This is a genomic window from Frigoribacterium sp. VKM Ac-2859 (assembly GCF_013204925.1).
Classification (GTDB): domain Bacteria; phylum Actinomycetota; class Actinomycetes; order Actinomycetales; family Microbacteriaceae; genus Frigoribacterium.
Map to the genome: position 1 here is coordinate 168,383 of NZ_JABMLC010000002.1, position 16,776 is coordinate 185,158.

At 71.7% G+C, this 16,776-nt stretch carries 13 protein-coding genes; 9 read left to right on the forward strand and 4 right to left on the reverse strand.

The window, feature by feature from the left end; genetic code table 11:
* Nucleotides 1-60: 60 nt before the first annotated feature.
* Nucleotides 61-1,041: a cation diffusion facilitator family transporter gene (locus tag HQQ78_RS08670; protein ID WP_123571849.1), complete on the forward strand. Its 981-nt coding sequence runs from the start codon at nucleotides 61-63 to the stop codon at nucleotides 1,039-1,041.
* Nucleotides 1,042-1,056: 15 nt separating this feature from the next.
* Here the strand turns inward: HQQ78_RS08670 and HQQ78_RS08675 are convergent, their stop codons facing one another.
* Nucleotides 1,057-2,292 (reverse strand): LAETG motif-containing sortase-dependent surface protein, encoded by a 1,236-nt coding sequence (locus HQQ78_RS08675; RefSeq protein WP_173152500.1) that lies wholly within the window; start codon nucleotides 2,290-2,292, stop codon nucleotides 1,057-1,059.
* A 285-nt stretch (nucleotides 2,293-2,577) separates the two neighbouring features.
* On the opposite strand from HQQ78_RS08675, the gene HQQ78_RS08680 reads away from it, so the two are divergent.
* Nucleotides 2,578-3,087, forward strand: coding sequence for a GtrA family protein (locus HQQ78_RS08680; protein WP_056048350.1), 510 nt, complete (start codon nucleotides 2,578-2,580; stop codon nucleotides 3,085-3,087).
* On the opposite strand, the gene HQQ78_RS08685 is transcribed toward HQQ78_RS08680, so the two are convergent.
* On the reverse strand, nucleotides 3,084-3,716 hold the full coding sequence (locus tag HQQ78_RS08685; protein ID WP_173152503.1) for a TetR/AcrR family transcriptional regulator: 633 nt from the start codon (nucleotides 3,714-3,716) through the stop codon (nucleotides 3,084-3,086). The two genes, HQQ78_RS08680 and HQQ78_RS08685, sit on opposite strands and share 4 nt — an antisense overlap.
* 116 nt (nucleotides 3,717-3,832) lie before the next feature.
* Between HQQ78_RS08685 and HQQ78_RS08690 the strand changes: the two genes are divergently transcribed.
* Genes HQQ78_RS08690 through HQQ78_RS08705 form a run of 4 tightly spaced genes read left to right on the forward strand, consistent with a single transcriptional unit; the run spans nucleotide 3,833 to nucleotide 9,045 of the window.
* Nucleotides 3,833-5,470, forward strand: a complete 1,638-nt coding sequence (locus HQQ78_RS08690) for an ABC transporter substrate-binding protein (RefSeq protein ID WP_056048356.1) — start codon at nucleotides 3,833-3,835, stop codon at nucleotides 5,468-5,470.
* Between the two features lie 4 nt (nucleotides 5,471-5,474).
* Nucleotides 5,475-6,425 carry an ABC transporter permease gene (locus HQQ78_RS08695; RefSeq protein WP_173152506.1) on the forward strand — a complete coding sequence of 317 codons (951 nt, stop codon included), beginning with the start codon at nucleotides 5,475-5,477 and terminating at the stop codon, nucleotides 6,423-6,425.
* Nucleotides 6,422-7,318 (forward strand): ABC transporter permease, encoded by an 897-nt coding sequence (locus HQQ78_RS08700; RefSeq protein WP_173152509.1) that lies wholly within the window; start codon nucleotides 6,422-6,424, stop codon nucleotides 7,316-7,318. Before HQQ78_RS08695 ends, HQQ78_RS08700 begins: the two co-directional genes overlap by 4 nt.
* Nucleotides 7,315-9,045: an ABC transporter ATP-binding protein gene (locus HQQ78_RS08705; protein WP_173152512.1), complete on the forward strand. Its 1,731-nt coding sequence runs from the start codon at nucleotides 7,315-7,317 to the stop codon at nucleotides 9,043-9,045. The genes HQQ78_RS08700 and HQQ78_RS08705 overlap by 4 nt, the downstream gene beginning before the upstream one ends.
* 71 nt (nucleotides 9,046-9,116) lie before the next feature.
* Here HQQ78_RS08705 and proP read toward each other — a convergent pair whose 3' ends face one another.
* Entirely contained in the window at nucleotides 9,117-10,652 is a 1,536-nt protein-coding gene (gene proP, locus HQQ78_RS08710; protein ID WP_123571855.1) for a glycine betaine/L-proline transporter ProP, read from the reverse strand.
* Between the two features lie 258 nt (nucleotides 10,653-10,910).
* On the opposite strand from proP, the gene valS reads away from it, so the two are divergent.
* On the forward strand, nucleotides 10,911-13,550 hold the full coding sequence (gene valS, locus HQQ78_RS08715; protein ID WP_173152515.1) for a valine--tRNA ligase: 2,640 nt from the start codon (nucleotides 10,911-10,913) through the stop codon (nucleotides 13,548-13,550).
* Nucleotides 13,550-13,807: a hypothetical protein gene (locus HQQ78_RS08720; RefSeq protein WP_123571857.1), complete on the forward strand. Its 258-nt coding sequence runs from the start codon at nucleotides 13,550-13,552 to the stop codon at nucleotides 13,805-13,807. Before valS ends, HQQ78_RS08720 begins: the two co-directional genes overlap by 1 nt.
* A gap of 84 nt (nucleotides 13,808-13,891) precedes the next feature.
* On the opposite strand, the gene HQQ78_RS08725 is transcribed toward HQQ78_RS08720, so the two are convergent.
* Complete coding sequence (locus tag HQQ78_RS08725; RefSeq protein WP_159826923.1) at nucleotides 13,892-14,710, reverse strand: methyltransferase domain-containing protein; 819 nt, start codon at nucleotides 14,708-14,710, stop codon at nucleotides 13,892-13,894.
* Nucleotides 14,711-14,744: 34 nt separating this feature from the next.
* Between HQQ78_RS08725 and HQQ78_RS08730 the strand changes: the two genes are divergently transcribed.
* A complete protein-coding gene (locus HQQ78_RS08730) occupies nucleotides 14,745-16,772 on the forward strand; it encodes a M3 family metallopeptidase (protein WP_173152518.1) in 2,028 nt (675 codons plus the stop codon).
* Nucleotides 16,773-16,776 lie beyond the last annotated feature (4 nt).

Here is a 16,776-nt window from a genome sequence, read left to right on the forward strand (position 1 = left end):
TCGATCCTACCGTCAGAGCCGAGGAGGCGCGAGGCCGTCCCGAGGAGCAGGATCGAGGCCATGTCCTCCACCCCGTCCGACCCCCCGGTCAAGCCCGAGAGCACGGTCACCGTGATCGTGGCGTTCGTCGCCAACCTGCTGATCGCCGTCGCCAAGACGGTCGCCGCCTTCCTCACCGGTTCCGCGTCGATGGTGGCGGAGTCCGCGCACTCGTGGGCGGACACGGGCAACGAGATCTTCCTCTTCGTCGCCGACAAACGGGGCGTCAAGCGACGGGACGACGCGCACCCCCTCGGCTACGGGAAGGAGACCTACGTCTGGTCGATGTTCGCCGCGTTCGGCCTGTTCACCGTCGGCGCCGTCGTGTCCATCCAGCACGGCATCTCCCAGCTGACCGCCGACGAGGAGGCCGAGAACTACCTGATCAACTACGTCGTGCTGGCCATCGCCTTCGTGCTCGAGGGCACGTCCTTCCTGCAGGCCTTCCGTCAGGCCCGCGGATCGGCGGCCGAACGGCAGGTGCCGACGCTGCGGCACGTGCTGCGCAGTTCGAACTCGACCCTGCGGGCGGTGTTCGCCGAGGACGCGGCGGCCCTGATCGGCCTGCTGATCGCCTTCCTCGGAATCTTCCTGCACCAGGTCACCGGCTCGGCGGTGTTCGACGCGATCGGGTCCATCGCCGTCGGCGTGCTCCTGGGGGTGGTCGCGTTGGTGCTGATCGACCGCAACCGGCGGTTCCTCGTCGGCGAGAGCCCCTCGGACGAGCTCGAGTCGACCGTGCTCGAACGTCTGCTCGCGCGCCCCGAGATCGAGCGGGTCACCTACCTGCACACCGAGTTCGTCGGTCCGGGTCGGCTCTACCTGGTCGCCGCCGTCGACATGACGGGCGACGACCGCGAAGAGCACGTCGCCGTCGCCCTGCGCCGCGTCGAGCGGCAGCTCGAGGACCACGACGCCGTCGAGGAGGCCGTGCTCACACTCTCGACGCCGGACGAGCCGAGCCTGACGCCACGGAGGGCGTCCGACCCGGCTCGTCGCTGACGGCCGCGCGGCGGTTCAGCCCCGGGAGGCGCGGCGCCGCGTGACGAGGACGGTCGCCGCCCCCAGACCCACGAGGACCATGCCGGCGAGACCCGCCCACGGAGTCGTCTCGGAGGAGCCCGTGTAGGCGAGGTCGGAGCGGTGCGCCACGGGGACGACATCCACGCCGACCGGGTTCACGGGCCGCGAGACGACCGGGATGACGGCGGGAGCGACCGGTGGCACCTCCGGAGCCGTCGCAGCCGGAGCGACCAGTGCGAATTCCACCACGACGGGTACGGACATGCGGCTGAACGGCGGACCCTCGAGACCGGCCAGGCCGTCACCGCGAGGCACGTACTGACTCACGAGCAGCCGCCACGACCCGTGAGGCAGGACCTCCAAGAAGCGGTAGGTACCGTCGGCGCCGACGCGGGGTGGGTCGTAGTCGTGACCCCACCCCTCTTGACCGCTCAAGGCTTCGACCGTGAAGGCGATGGCCGATCCGGGGACGCCCGTTCCGGCGATCGCGAACACACCCAGACCCGGGTACTCGGAGTCTGCCGTCACGATCGCACCGGTTCGGGGCGTGCTCACCGTCACGGCCGGGGACGTCGGGACGTCGATCCGGAAGTTCCGTGTCTCGTATCCGAGCAGGGCCCCTCGCGCGTCCGACACCACGACCGTGATCGCCTGATCGGCCGGCGCCTCGTCGGGCAGGTAGATCGTCTGCGTCATACGCGGTCCCGCGACCGTGGGCTCGTTGACGATCGGCTGTCCGGCCCCGTCGTACACGACGACGGCGATCGAGTCCTCCGTCGTGTCGATGACCAGTTCGTAGCCGAGCGTCGGGTACACCGCGCCTTCGACCGGGCTCACGAGCGAAAACGCCTCGGCCTGCGCAGCAAGGGGCGCCCCGTCATCCACCGGAGCGGCCTCGTCCACCGGAGCGACCTCGTCCACCGGAGCGACCTCGTCCACCGGAGCGACCTCGTCCACCGGAGCGACCTCGTCCACCGGAGCGGCTCCCTCTACCGGAGCGGCCTGGTCGACCGGCTCGGCCGATGGCCCGGCCGTGGCAACGGGCTGCTCCGTGCTTCCCTGTCCGTCCTGGGGCTGCCCCACCGATCGGGGCGAGGCGGTCGCGACTTGCGCCTCGACGCTCCCGGGAACCGACGCCGCAGACGCCGCCTGTCCGCTCAGCGCGATGCCCCCCAGGGCGATGACGATGGCCGTCGACAGCGCGGTGGCGGTCGACACGGTCTTCTTCATGAGTGGTGTCCTCTTCAGTGAGTCAGGGTGGACCGGTCGCCCTGACCCACCCCGGGGCGACCGGTCGCCGTCCCGGTGATCCGGTCCGACGAGCACGACGTTAGCCACTGGGGGCGACGGATCCTCACGCCGTGACCAGGCCGTGACGAGAAGTCATCCGCAAGAGTGAGCCGCCCTCAACCCTTCGGCGCTGCTCGGGCTCACCCTCTCGTTCGGGGGGTGATTTGTGACGCATCCCGTGGTCGCTTTCAGCCGCTTCATCGCGCCCTCGGCTACCGTGATGCAGTGCAAGCAGTCATCAAGCTCATCAGAGAGCACCCTTCCGCGGCGAGGTTCCTCGTCGTCGGGGGCATCGGCTTCGTGATCACCATGGTGATCAACTACGGGCTCAAGCTGTTCGTCATCCCTCAGCACCCCGTCACCGCCCTCGCGCTGGGCATCATCGTCGCGACGGTCTTCTCGTACTGGATGAACAAGAAGTGGTCGTTCGACGACCGGGGCGAGCGTCACACCGCCCACGAGATGTTGCTCTTCGTCATCGTCAGCGTCATCGGGGTCGGCCTCAACTCCGCGCCGCTCTACCTCTCGCGCTACGGATTCGGCCTCGAGGTGCCGAACGTCTCGCGCACCACGCAAGAGATCGCCGACTTCGTCAGCGGGCCGATCATCGGCACCATGCTCGCCATGGTGTTCCGGTACTGGGCGATGAACAAGTGGGTCTTCCCGAAGCGCGCCGAGCTCGTGGACGTCCTCTCGCCCACGTCCCCGTCGACGTCACCGACGCCGACGGTCTAGGCCGAGCGCGCCTCCCGGGCGTCGAGTCCGTCCGCGACGGGGCCCACGGCCGCCGCGACCACCGGCCCGAGGGGGCCGCGCGACACCCCGGCACGCGCCCAGTTCGCGATGGCGGCCGCCGCCGCCGCGATCAACGTCGAACCGATCACCTGTGCCGCGAGATCCGACCGATCCCGCCCCGACCGCTCGGCCACGTACGATGCGACCGCCCCCTGCTGACGCACGAACCGGACCGCGGCCGAGGCGACGAGGTCGTCGCCGAGGGCCATCGCCTCGGACTGGGTCAGGGCCCAGGGCACGCGCTCGGGGTCGTGGGCCTCGGCGAGCGCGACCAGTGCGGCCTCGACCGCGCGGACCGGCGACAGCTCGGAGGAGGCGCGCAGCAGGTCGCCGAGATCGGCGAGGCTCTGGTCGAGGTCGAGCCAGAAGAGGTCGGACTTGGCCTCGAAGTAGTTGAAGAACGTGCCACGGCTGACGCCGGCCCGACGGGCGATGTCGTCGACGGTCGTCCCGGCGTAGCCGTTCTCGAGGAACAACTCGGCCGCGGCGTCCGCCAGCATCTCGGCGGACGAGCGGCGCGGTCGACCGACCGGCCGCCGAGGGCGGGTGGCGTCTGGTCCATCTGACATGGCCACCATCATGCCGCTAGACTCGACGGCGCACTTGTTGCACCCGGTCCACGAATGCCGCCTCGTCTCGGCGTCGTCGGATCCCACCCGACGTCCCGTCACTCCCCCGGAGCCCCATGCGCAGCCGCCTGCCCGTCCTGATCGCCGCCACCGCCGTCGCGAGCCTCGTGCTCGCCGGCTGCACGAGCGGGGGCGACCCCGACACCTCGTCCACCCCGGTCGCCGGGGGGACGCTGACCTACGCCTCGGGCGACGCCGAGCCGACCTGCCTCGACCCCCACGTCGGCGGCAACTACCCGCAGGCACTCGTGTCGACGCAGTACCTCGAGTCGCTCGTCTCGAAGGACGCCAACGGCGACATCGTCCCGTGGCTGGCCGACTCGTGGCAGGAGGGCTCCGACGGCCTCAGCTGGACCTTCACGCTCAAGGACGGCGTCTCGTTCACCGACGGCACCCCCTTCGACGCCACCGCCGTGGCGGCCAACGTCGCCCATCTGCAGGACCCCGCGACGCTGTCGTCGACCGGGTACCTCGCCCTCGGGAAGGTCACCGGCGTCGAGGCGGTCGACGCGCGCACGGCACGCTTCGACCTGAGCGAGCCCGACAGCGCCCTGCTCGAGTCCCTCTCACAGCCCTGGCTCGCGATGGAGTCACCCGAGGCCCTGACCCGGAGCCAGGAGGTCAACTGCGAATCACCGGTCGGCACCGGCCCGTTCGCGGTCGAGTCGTGGACCAAGCAGCAACAGGTCGTGCTCACCCGCAACGACGACTACAGCTCGCCGCCGGCCGATGCCGGGCACCAGGGGCCCGCCCACCTCGACGAGATCGTCTGGCGCTTCATCCCCGACTCGGCGTCCCGCTACGCCGCGCTGCAGGCCGGCCAGGTCGACGTGATCGACAACGCGCAGCCCGACACCCTCGTCGCCGCGGCGAAGGACGACTCGCTCGACGAGATCGACGCCCCGCGCCCCGGCGCCTCCAACCGCATCGAGCTCAACGCCGGCAAGGCACCCTTCGACGACGCGAGCGTCCGCGAGGCGTTCATCCGCGGTGTCGACGTCGACTCGGGCATCGACTCGCTGTTCTTCGGCACGGCGAAGCGGTCGTACAGTCCGCTGTCGAGCGTCGAGCCGCTGGCGTTCTCCGACGAGTCGCTCTTCGACGTCGACACCGACGCGGCGAACGACCTGCTCGACGAGGCCGGGTGGAGCACCCGCGACGCGGACGGGTACCGCACGAAGGACGGCGTGCGACTCGCCGCGACCTTCCCCGTGAGCACGAACCAGTCGATCCCCGCCGAGCAGTCGCTGTTCGAGCAGGTCCAGGCCGGCGCGAAGGACCTGGGCTTCGACGTCACCCTCGAACCCCTCGACCTCTCGAGCTGGTACGGCGCCCTCGCGGCGAACGAGTACGACCTGGTGAGCGCGCCCTACACGAAGGTCGGCCCCGACGTGCTGCGCATCCTCTACGACAGCGACGGCATCACCCCCGCCCCGAGCGGCTACTTCGCCAACCTCTCGCAGACGAGCGACCCGGCCCTCGACGACCTGTTGACCCGCGCCTCCCGGACGAGCGACGCCGACGAGCGCGCCGACCTCTACCAGCAGGCCCAGCAGACCATCCTCGAGGGATGGCACGTCCTGCCGCTGTACGACCAGCAGAACCACTACCTGGTGCGCTCGGCCGTCCAGGGCGTCCGGGCCCTGCCGACGGTCCAGGCACCGACGATGTACGACGCCTACAAGACGAGCTGATCGAGTGCGTCCGGGGCGGTGGCGACGGGCGGGTCGGTGGCTCGTCGGCCGCCTGCTCGGCGCGGTCTTCGTGCTCTGGGCCGTCGCGACGCTGATCTTCTTCGCCATCCGGCTCGTCCCGGGCGACCCGGCCGAGGCGATCCTCGGGGGTCCGGGGTCGCAGGCCTCGGCCGAGGCCCTCGACTCCGTCCGTCGACAGTACGGCCTGGACCAGCCGTTGTTCGTGCAGTACCTCGCGCAGCTCGGACGGCTCGCCACGGGCGACCTCGGGACGTCGTACTCGCTGCGGACCGACGTCGGCCGGTTGCTGCTCGACCAGTTGCCGGGCACGATCGGTCTCGCGCTGCTCGCCCTGGTGGTGGCCTGGTCGATCGCGATCGCGACGGCCTGGTGGGCGACCCTCGGCGGCCGGATCGCCTCCGCGGTGTCGTCGGGTCTCGAGGTCGTCGCCTCGGCCGTGCCGCACTTCTGGCTGGCGAGTCTGCTCATCCTCGTCTTCAGCACCCGGCTCGGGCTGCTGCCCCCGGTGAGCACGGGAACCCCCGCGGGACTCGTCCTCCCGGTCGTCACCCTGGCGATCCCCGTCGCCGGGTTCCTCGGGCAGGTCACCCGCGACTCGCTGCTCGACGCGGCGGCCACCCCGTTCGCCCTCTCGGCACGTGCCCGGGGCGAGGGCCCGTCGGGACTCTTCGTCCGCCACCTGCTCCGACACGCGGCGCTGCCCGGGCTCGCCCTGTCGGGCTGGGCCTTCGGCTCGTTGCTCAGCGGCGCGGTCGTGGTCGAGTCGGTCTTCGCCCGCCCGGGTCTCGGTCGCACCCTGCTCGGCGCGGTCACGCTGCGCGACATCCCGCTCGTGACCGGCGTCGCCCTGGTCTCCGCGCTCGCCTACGTCGTCGTGGTCGCGCTCGGCGACCTGGCCGAACGCGCGGTCGACCCGAGAGGACGCGCGGCATGACGGCGCTGCCCGACCTGCCCCGGGGTGCCGACCCGGCCCGCGCCTCCTCGTCCCGCACCGCCCGGCGGCGCCTGCCGCTCGGCCCGACCGAACTCGTGGCGGCCGCACTGCTCTCGCTGCTGGTCGTGATGGCGGTCGCACCGGGCCTGTTGGCCCCCGCCGACCCGCTCGCCGTGTCGCCGACCGACGCGTTCGCCGGTCCGTCGCTCACGCACCCGTTCGGCACCGACGAGTCGGGGCGAGGCGTGTGGACCCGCGTCGTCCACGGAGCCGGTGCCTCGCTGACGATCGGCCTGGTCGCCACGATGATCGGGACGGGACTCGGCGTGGTCCTCGGCGTCCTGGCGGGCCTCGGCGGTCGCGGCCTCGTCGGCCGCGCGACCGACGCCGGCGTGAGCCGCGTCCTCGAGGTGCTCTTCGCCCTGCCCGGCCTCCTGCTGGCGCTCGTCGTCATCGCCTTCACCGGGCCGGGGGCCGTGCCGGCGACGATCGCCGTCGGCCTCGCGACCGCGCCGGGGTACGCGCGGATCGTCCGCAGCCAGGTGGCGGCCGTCCGCCGGTCGCCAATGGTCGAGGCCGCGACCGTGCTCGGCCGTCGCCCCGGGCTCGTCCTCGTGCGTCACGTGCTGCCGAACGCCCTCGCCCCCGTGGTCGTGCTCGCCACCTTGGGTCTCGGTCAGGCCGTGGTCTGGGCCTCGTCGCTGAGCTACCTCGGGCTGGGGTCACCGCCCCCGGCACCCGAGTGGGGCGCGATGCTCTCGGCCGGGCGCACGTACCTCGCGGTCGCCTGGTGGATGACCGTCTTCCCGGGGCTCGCCGTCGTGGTGACCGCTGCCTCGGCCACGGTGCTGGGGCGAGGTCTCGCACGACGCGGACGAGGAGGACGGCGATGACCACGGACCCGCTGGCGACCGGTGCCGCTCCCCGCGACCGGCACCGCGCCTCCTCGGACGACCTCGTCGTCGACAGCCTGCACGTCACCTTCGGCGGGGCGACGGCCGTCGACGACGTGTCGTTCTCGATGGGTCGCGGCGAATGCGTGGCCCTGGTCGGCGAGTCCGGCTCGGGCAAGAGCGTGACCGCGCGGGCCCTGCTCGGGCTGACCGGTGGCACCGTGACGGCCGACGCCCTGCGGCTCGGTGACGACGACCTGCTCACCCTGTCCGAACGGGGCTGGCGTCGGCTGCGGGGACCGCGCATCGGACTCGTGCTGCAGGACGCCCTGGTCTCGCTCGACCCCCTGCGCCCGGTCGGCCGCGAGATCGACGACGCGCTACGACTGCACACGCGACTCTCGCCGGCCGCCCGCCGAGCCCGCGTGCGGGAGGCCCTCACCGAGGTCGGCATGCCCGACCCCGAGGTGCGCCGGGGGCTGCGGTCGGGCGAGCTGTCGGGCGGACTGCGGCAGCGGGCGCTCATCGCCGCGGCCCTCGCCCTGCGACCCGGCGTGATCGTCGCCGACGAGCCCACCACCGCCCTCGACGCCGAGGTGCAGCGTCTCGTCGTCGACCGACTCGCCGCCCTGCGCGACACGGGCACGGCCGTCCTCGCGATCAGTCACGACCTCGGGGTCGTCCGGCGCCTGGCCGACCGCGTGGTCGTGATGCGCGACGGGCACGTCGTCGAGCAGGGTGACACGGCGACCGTGCTCGACTCGCCGCAGGCCGACTACACGCGCATGCTCATCGCCGCCCTGCCGGGAGGGGCCCCGCGGGGTCGCCGCCTCTCCGCCCCCACGACCTCCGACGGCCCGGACGCAGGAGGCGCGCCCGCGTCGACGACGCCGGTCGCCTCCGACGCGCCCGGCCCAGGAGGCGCTCCCGGCCCGTCGACGCCGGTCGCGGCGACGACTCCCCCGTCCGGCCCCGTCCTCGTGGCGACGGGCCTGCGCCGGGTCTTCCCGGGGCGCCGGGGGCCCGACCGGGTCGCCGTGGACGACGTCTCGCTCTCGCTCGGGGCCGGCGAGACGCTCGGCCTCGTCGGTGCGTCGGGTTCGGGCAAGACGACGACGGCCCGCCTGCTGCTCGGCCTCGACGACCCCGACGCCGGGACGGTCGACCTGCTCGGCACGTCCTGGGCCCCGGCCCGCGAGCGCGACCGTCGTCCCCGCCGTGGCGACCTCGGCGCCGTCTACCAGGACCCCACGAGCTCGTTCGACCCCCGGTTCACGGTCGGCCGTCTGCTGGCCGACGCGCTGACGTCGGGCCGCAACACGCGCCTCGGTCCCGTCGAGCCCGAGGTCGTCGCCCTGCTGGCACGGGTCGGACTCGACGCCGACACGGTGACGCGTCGGCCCGACACCCTGTCGGGCGGACAGCGGCAGCGGGTGGCGATCGCCCGCGCCCTGGCCCCGCGGCCCCGCGTGATCGTCTGCGACGAGCCGGTCTCGGCCCTCGACGTCTCGGTCCAGGCCCAGGTGCTCGACCTCCTCGACGAGTTGCAGCGACAGGACGGGCTCGCCTACGTCTTCATCTCGCACGACCTGGACGTCGTCGAGCACATGTCCGATCGCGTGGCCGTGATGCACGAGGGCCGGGTCGTCGAGCAGGGCCGCACGGCCGACGTGTTCTCCGCCCCGCAGCACGCCCACACCCGCGCCCTGCTCGCCGCCCGCCCCTAGCCGGGCCCGACCCCTAGCCGGGCCCTACCCCGGGACGGACCCGGCCCCGCCCGCCGGGGCCAGCGGCCGCCTCAGCCGCGGCGGGCGGCGTCGGCCTCGGCGGCCTTCGGGTCGACCACGTCGATGAGGCCGGACTGCGCCCACTCGAGCGCCCAGTCCGACTTCGCGACCTCGCTCGACTCGTCGGCGTAGGCCTCGACCAGCTCGCGCGCCTCGTCGTCGGTCGCGACCGAGGGGCCCGAGCCGAGCAGCGGCTCGTTGGCGGTCTCCTTCGTGAACCACACGGCGACGAGGCCGATCACGGCCGCGGCCATGAGGTAGAAGGCGGGGATGTCGTGGGCCCAGGAGAAGCCCTCGCCCTCGGCCCAGACGACCAGCGCCTCGGTGGCCAAGGGCGTGGTGCCGCCGAAGAGCGAGACGGACACGTTGAACGCGATGGCCAGTGCGCCGTAGCGGATGATCGTCGGGAACAGCGCGGGCAGCGTCGACGGCATGGTCGACGTGAACGTGACGAGCACCAGGCCGAGCACCAGCAGGCCGACGAAGACGAGCGGCGTGCTCTCGGACTGCACGAGCTTGAGCGCCGGCCACGACAGCACCAAGAATCCGATGCAGCCGGCGAACAGCACCGGTCGACGGCCGAACCGGTCGCTCAGGCGTCCGCTGAACGTGATGACGATCATCATCAGCACCATCACGACGATGACGAGCAACAGCCCCGAGGTCGCACTGCGGCCCAGCGTGTTGGTGAGGTAGGTCGGCATGTACGACAGCAGCATGTAGTCGGTCACGTTGAAGACGAGCACCAGACCGATGCAGACAATCAACGCCCGCCAGTTCTCGGCGAAGAGCTTCACGAGCGGCACCTTCACGTGTTCGCGACCGGCGGCTTCTTCCTGCTGCTTCTGGAAGGCCGGCGTCTCTTCGAGCTTGAGGCGCAGGTAGAGCCCGATCAGGCCGAGCGGTCCGGCGATCAGGAACGGGATGCGCCAGCCCCAGGCGAGCAGCGCCTCCTCGCTCATGCCGAGCTGGAGGCCGGTGACCAGCGAGGCGCCGAGCACGTAGCCGGCGAGCGTGCCGAACTCGAGCCACGAGCCCATGAAGCCGCGGCGCTTGTCGGGCGAGTACTCGGCGATGAACGTGGCCGCGCCTCCGTACTCGCCGCCGGTCGAGAAGCCCTGCAGGAGGCGCGCCAACAGCAGCAGGACGGGCGCCCAGAGGCCGATGGTCGCGTACGACGGGATCAGGCCGATGGCGAGCGTCCCCGCGGCCATCAGGATCATCGTGAGGGCGAGCACCTTCTGGCGTCCGATGCGGTCGCCGAGCGGGCCGAAGAACGCGCCGCCGATCGGCCGCACGATGAACGCGGCGGTGAACGTGCCGAAGGTGAACAGGATGTTGAGCGCGTCGTTGCCCGGCGGGAAGAACACCTGGGCGATGGTCGTCGTGATGTAGGCGTAGACGCCGAAGTCGAACCACTCCATGGCGTTTCCGAGGGCTGCGGCGCTGACCGCGCGCTTGAGCAGACCCTCTTCGACGACGGTGACGTCGTCGGTGGTCAGGCTGCGGCGGGCGGGCTTCTTGCTGTCGTTCTTCTTGGCTGACATCGGGTGAGGCCTCCAGGTCGTCGGGCGGTGGCAGTCGACCCCAGCGTCGGCAAAAAACCCGTCGAGCCTAACAGAACCGCCATGTCAGTACCAGTGCAGGGCGTGCAGGCGTGCAGCCACCGCAGCGCGCAGGAGGCGCGGTGGCGGTCCACGAGGAGCCCTCGCGGGGGTGCGTACACTGGTCGGAGTCCCACAACCAGGCACCTCCCCACCGACACGGTGCCGTCCACAGAACCGGAGAAGACCATGCCGTCAGCGATGCCCGAGAAGCCCGCCCTCGAAGGACTCGAGGCCCGTTGGGGTCAGGTCTGGGAGGCCGACGGCACCTACCGCTTCGACCGCACCGACGCGACCCGCGCCTCCGTGTTCTCGGTCGACACCCCGCCGCCGACCGCCTCGGGCAGCCTGCACATCGGTCACGTGTTCAGCTACACGCACACCGACGTCAAGGCCCGGTTCGAGCGCATGCGCGGCAAGCGCGTGTTCTACCCGATGGGATGGGACGACAACGGACTGCCCACCGAGCGTCGCGTGCAGAACTTCTACGGTGTGCGCTGCGACCCGTCGCTTCCCTACGACGCCGACTTCACCCCGCCCTTCGAGGGGGGCGACAACAAGTCGTCGAAGGCTGCCGACCAGGTGCCGATCTCGCGCCGCAACTTCATCGAGCTGTGCGAGCGACTCACCGTCGAGGACGAGAAGCAGTTCGAGGACGTCTGGCGGAAGCTCGGCCTCTCGGTCGACTGGACCCAGAGCTACCGCACCATCGACGACGACTCGCAGGCCATCGCCCAGAAGGCGTTCCTCCGCAACCTGGCCCGCGGCGAGGCCTACCAGGCCGACGCCCCCACGCTCTGGGACGTCACGTTCCGCACGGCCGTGGCGCAGGCCGAGCTCGAGGACAAAGAGATGCCCGGGGCCTACCACAAGCTGGCGTTCCACCGCACCGACGGTCAGGGCGACGTGCTGATCGACACCACGCGGCCCGAGCTGCTGCCGGCCTGCGTGGCCCTCGTCGCGCACCCCGACGACGAGCGCTACCAGGCGCTGTTCGGCACGACCGTCCGGTCGCCGTTGTTCGACGTCGAGGTGCCGGTGGTGGCCCACCACCTCGCACAGCCCGACAAGGGATCGGGCATCGCCATGGTCTGCACCTTCGGCGACACCAACGACGTGGTCTGGTGGCGCGAGCTGCAGCTGCCGAACCGTGCCGTGATCGGCTTCGACGGCCGCTTCGTCAGCGAGGCCCCCGAGGCGATCACGTCCGAGGCGGGGCGCGCCTCCTATGCGCAGCTGGCCGGCAAGACGGTCTTCAGCGCCAAGCAGTCCGTGGTCGAGCAGTTGACCGCGTCGGGTGAGCTCGTGGGCGAGATCCGCAAGATCTCGCACCCGGTCAAGTTCTTCGAGAAGGGTGACAAGCCGCTCGAGATCGTGTCGACGCGTCAGTGGTACATCGTCAACGGCGCCCGAGACGAGCAGCTGAAGGGTTCGCTCCTCGAGCGCGGCGGTGAGGTGGCCTTCCACCCCGACTTCATGCGCGTCCGCTACGACAACTGGGTCAACGGCCTCAACGGCGACTGGCTGATCTCGCGCCAGCGCTTCTTCGGCGTGCCCATCCCGGTCTGGTACCCGCTCGACGGCGACGGCAACCCCGTCTTCGACCAGGTGATCGTTCCCACCGAGGCGCAGCTCCCCATCGACCCGGCGTCCCAGGCCGCCCCCGGATACGACGAGTCGCAGCGGGGCGTGCCCGGCGGATTCGTCGGCGAGGTCGACGTCATGGACACCTGGGCGACCTCGTCGCTCACCCCGCAGCTGGCCGGCGGGTGGGAGCGCGACCCCGAGCTGTTCGACCTCGTGTTCCCGTACGACGTGCGCCCCCAGGGGCAGGACATCATCCGCACCTGGCTCTTCTCGACGATGCTGCGGTCGCAGCTCGAGTCGGGCACCGTGCCGTGGAAGAACGCGTCGATCTCGGGCTTCATCGTCGACCCCGACCGCAAGAAGATGTCGAAGTCGAAGGGCAACGTGGTGACCCCGGCCGCCATGCTCGACGACCACGGCTCGGACTCGGTGCGCTACTGGGCGGCGTCGAGCCGCCTGGGCACCGACGCGGCGTTCGACCCCCAGAACCCCAAGCAGATCAAGATCGGTCGCCGTCTGGCGATCAAGGTGCTCAACGCCGCCAAGTTCGTGTACTCGTTCGAGCTGCCGTCGGGTGAGTTCGAGATCACCCAGCCGCTCGACCGCGACCTCCTCGCGTCCTTCGCCGCCGTGATCGAGACCGCGACCGAGGCGCTCGAGGGCTACGACCACGCCCGAGCGCTCGAGACGACCGAGAAGTTCTTCTGGACGTTCTGCGACGACTACCTCGAACTCGTGAAGGAGCGCGCCTACGGCGCCACCACGCCGGCCGAGCAGGCCTCGGCCGTGCTCGCGCTGCGCACGGTGCTCGAGGGCCTGCTGCGTCTGCTCGCGCCCTACCTGCCGTTCGCGACCGAAGAGGTCTGGTCCTGGACGCACGACGACTCGGTGCACCGGGCCGCGTGGCCGACGGTCGACGAGCTCGGACTCTCCGAGGGCGAGACCTCGTCCGGCCTCGTCGGGCTCGTCGGGCAGGCACTGATCTTCGTCCGGCGGGCGAAGTCGGACGCCAAGGCCTCGCAGAAGACCCCGGTGGCCTCGGCCGTCATCACGGGCCCCTCGGCCCAGCTCGACCTCGTGAAGCTCGCGGCGGGCGACCTCGCCGCGGTCGGCAAGATCGCCGAGCTGTCCTTCGCCGAGGGTGACGAGTTGGCGGTCGGCGACATCGTGTTCGCCGAGGTGCCGGCCGACGCCGGCGCGTCCGCCTCCGGTGCCGGCACTACGGCCGCTCCGGCCCCGACGGCGGGTGCCTGATGCAGCTCGGTACGCGGTGGAGCGTCGGAGGCGCGGCTCCGGCCGAGCTGCCCGCCGCGGTCCTCGGGGCGGTCGCCCAGGTCGAGCGGGAACTGTCCGACCAGGGCGTCGACGCCACGTCGTGGCGCTGGACGCTGACCTGGCTCGAGCGTCGCCCCGTCGTCGAGCTCGACGACGGCACGGTCATCCGGGTCGACGCCGTCACCGGCGAGGCCCGCATCCACGAGCCCGTCGACGCCGAGGGCGACGACGACTGAACCGGCCCGTCCTCGGAGCCACGACGGGCCGCCCACCTCTCGTGGTGCGCGCCACGTCGTGTCCACCGGGGACGTCGTGAGCCGTCAGGCGCGGGCGAGCAGCTCGCCGTGCGGCATGATCAACCAGCCGTCGGGGGCGTCGCGCCAGGAGCGCCAGGCGTCGGCGATCGCGTGCAGTTCGTCGTGCGTGGCGGCGTCCTTCTCGATCGCGTCGGCGTAGAACGCCGACTCCGTCGCGCGGGCCGCCCAGCTGTCGCCCCACCACGTGCGGTCCTCGTCGGACGCGAAGCACCACACGGAGGCGCTGCTCGCCACGTCGACGAAGCCCGCCTCGAGCGCCCACCCCTTGAGGCGCCTCCCGGCGTCGGGTTCACCGCCGTTGCCCCGGTGCACGGTCTGGTAGACGTCCATCCACCGGTCGAGACCCGGGTTCTCGGGTGCCCAGACGCAGCCGTGGTAGTCGACGTCGCGGACGGCGACGACTCCCCCGGGCCGCGCCACCCGGCGCATCTCGCGCAGGGCGGCGACCGGGTCGCCGACGTGCTGCAGGACCTGGTGCGCGTGCACCACGTCGAAGGCGTCGTCGTCGAACGGCAGGGCGAACAGGTCGGCGGTCTCGAAGTGGACGTTGTGGAGCCCCGCCCCGACCGCGAGCGACGTCGCCTGCTCGACGATGCCGGCGGCGGCGTCGATGCCGATCACGCGACCGGGCGCGACGCGGCCGGCGATGTCGACGGTGATGGTCCCCGGCCCCGACCCGACGTCGAGGACGCTGACCCCGGGCACGAGGTGCGGCTCGAGGTACGCGGCCGAGTTCTCGACCGTCCGCCACGCGTGGCTCCGTAGCACGCTCTCGTGGTGGCCGTGGGTGTACCGGGCGGGCGTCTCGGGGCGTTCGCTCATGCGGCGACCCTAGCGCGCCTCCTAGTGTGGGCTGATGACGAACCCGTTCCTCTCCCCCAGCACGCTGCCGTACTCCCTGCCGCCGTTCGCGAGCATCACCGACGACGACTACGGCCCCGCGTTCGACGCCGGGTTCGCCGAACAGCTGGCCGAGGTCGAGGCGATCGCGACCGACCCGGCCGAGCCGACCTTCGAGAACACGGTCGCCGCCCTCGAACGCAGCGGCGCCATCCTCGCCCGTGTCCAGCACGTCTTCTTCAACAAGACCTCGTCGGACTCGACCGAGGCCACCGACGCCCTCGAACTCGAACTCGCCCCGCGGCTCGCGGCGCACGCCGACGCGATCCGACTCGACCCGCGGCTCTTCGCCCGTCTCCGCAGCGTGCACGAGCGCCGCGACGCCCTCGACCTGACCGCCGAGCAGCGCTACCTCGTCGAGCGGCTCGTCGCCGAGGCCACCCGCTCGGGAGCCGCCCTCGCCGACGACGACAAGGTCCGCCTCCGCGACCTCAACGGCCGGCTCTCCACCCTGTCCACGAGGTTCGAGAAGAACCTGCTGGCCGACACGAACGACCTCGCCGTCGTGGTCGACGACGTCGCCGAACTCGACGGACTCGACGCCGGGGCGATCGCGGCCGCCGCCGAGGCGGCCCGAGAGCGAGGGCTCGAGGGCCGCTACGTCATCACGCTCGTCCTCTTCAGCGGGCACCCCTACCTGGCGAGCCTGACCGACGAGGGACTCCGCGATCGGATCATGCAGGCGTCGCTCTCGCGTGGACGGCGCGGAGGCGACCACGACAACCGCGAACTCGTCCTCGAGATCGCCCGGCTGCGCGCCGAGCGGGCCGAACTGCTCGGCTTCGCGTCGCACGCCGCCTACGTCACGGCGGGCGAGACCGCGGGCACCCCCGGGGCGGTGGCCGACCTGCTCGGGCGACTGGCGCCTCCTGCCGCCCGGAACGCCCGCGCCGAGCAGGCCGAACTCGAGCGCGTCGCCGGCCGGACGATCCGGGCCTCGGACTGGGCCTTCTACACCGAACGGGTGCGCGCCGAGGAGCACGACGTCGACACGGCCGCGATGCGCCCGTACTTCGAGGCCGAGCGCGTGCTGCAGGACGGCGTCTTCTTCGCCGCGGGGCTGCTCTACGGCCTGCGGTTCGCCGAACGCGCCGACCTGACGGGCTACCACCCCGACGCGCGGGTCTTCGAGGTGACCGACGCCGACGGCGGCGACGTCGGCCTCTACGTCCTCGACCTCTACACGCGCGACAGCAAGCGCGGCGGCGCCTGGATGAACCCGCTCGTCTCGCAGTCGTCGCTCACCGGGCTGCCCACCGTCGTGGTGAACAACCTCAACGTCCCGAAGCCGCCGGCCGACCAGCCGACCCTCCTCACGCTCGACGAGGTGACCACGTTCTTCCACGAGTTCGGGCATGCCCTGCACGGTCTCGTCGCCCGGGTGACCTACCCGAGCTTCTCGGGCACCAACGTCTTCCGCGACTTCGTCGAGTTCCCCAGCCAGGTGAACGAGATGTGGATGCTCTGGCCGGAGGTGCTCGCGAACTACGCCGTTCACCACGAGACCGGCGACCGGCTGCCGCAACGACTGGTGGACGCCCTCCTCGCCTCCCAGGGCTTCAACCAGGGTTTCGAGACGAGCGAGTACCTCGCGGCGGCCCTGCTCGACCAGGCCTGGCACGCCCTCTCGTCGGCCGAGGCCGCGGCGGTCACCGACGTCGAGGCGTTCGAGCAGGAGGCGCTGGCCGCGGTCGGCCTCGACCTCGCGTCGGTCCCCACCCGCTACTCGAGCACGTACTTCGCGCACACCTTCTCGGGGGGCTACGACGCCGGCTACTACTCGTACATCTGGAGCGAGGTGCTCGACGCCGACACGGTCGAGTGGTTCGAGCAGAACGGCGGGCTGACCCGCGACAACGGCGACCGGTTCCGCGCACGCCTGCTGGGCGTCGGCGGCGCGAAGGACCCCCTCGAGGCCTACCGCGACTTCCGTGGGCGGGACGCCCGCGTCGAGCCGCTGCTCGCGCGGCGCGGCCTCGCCTGACACG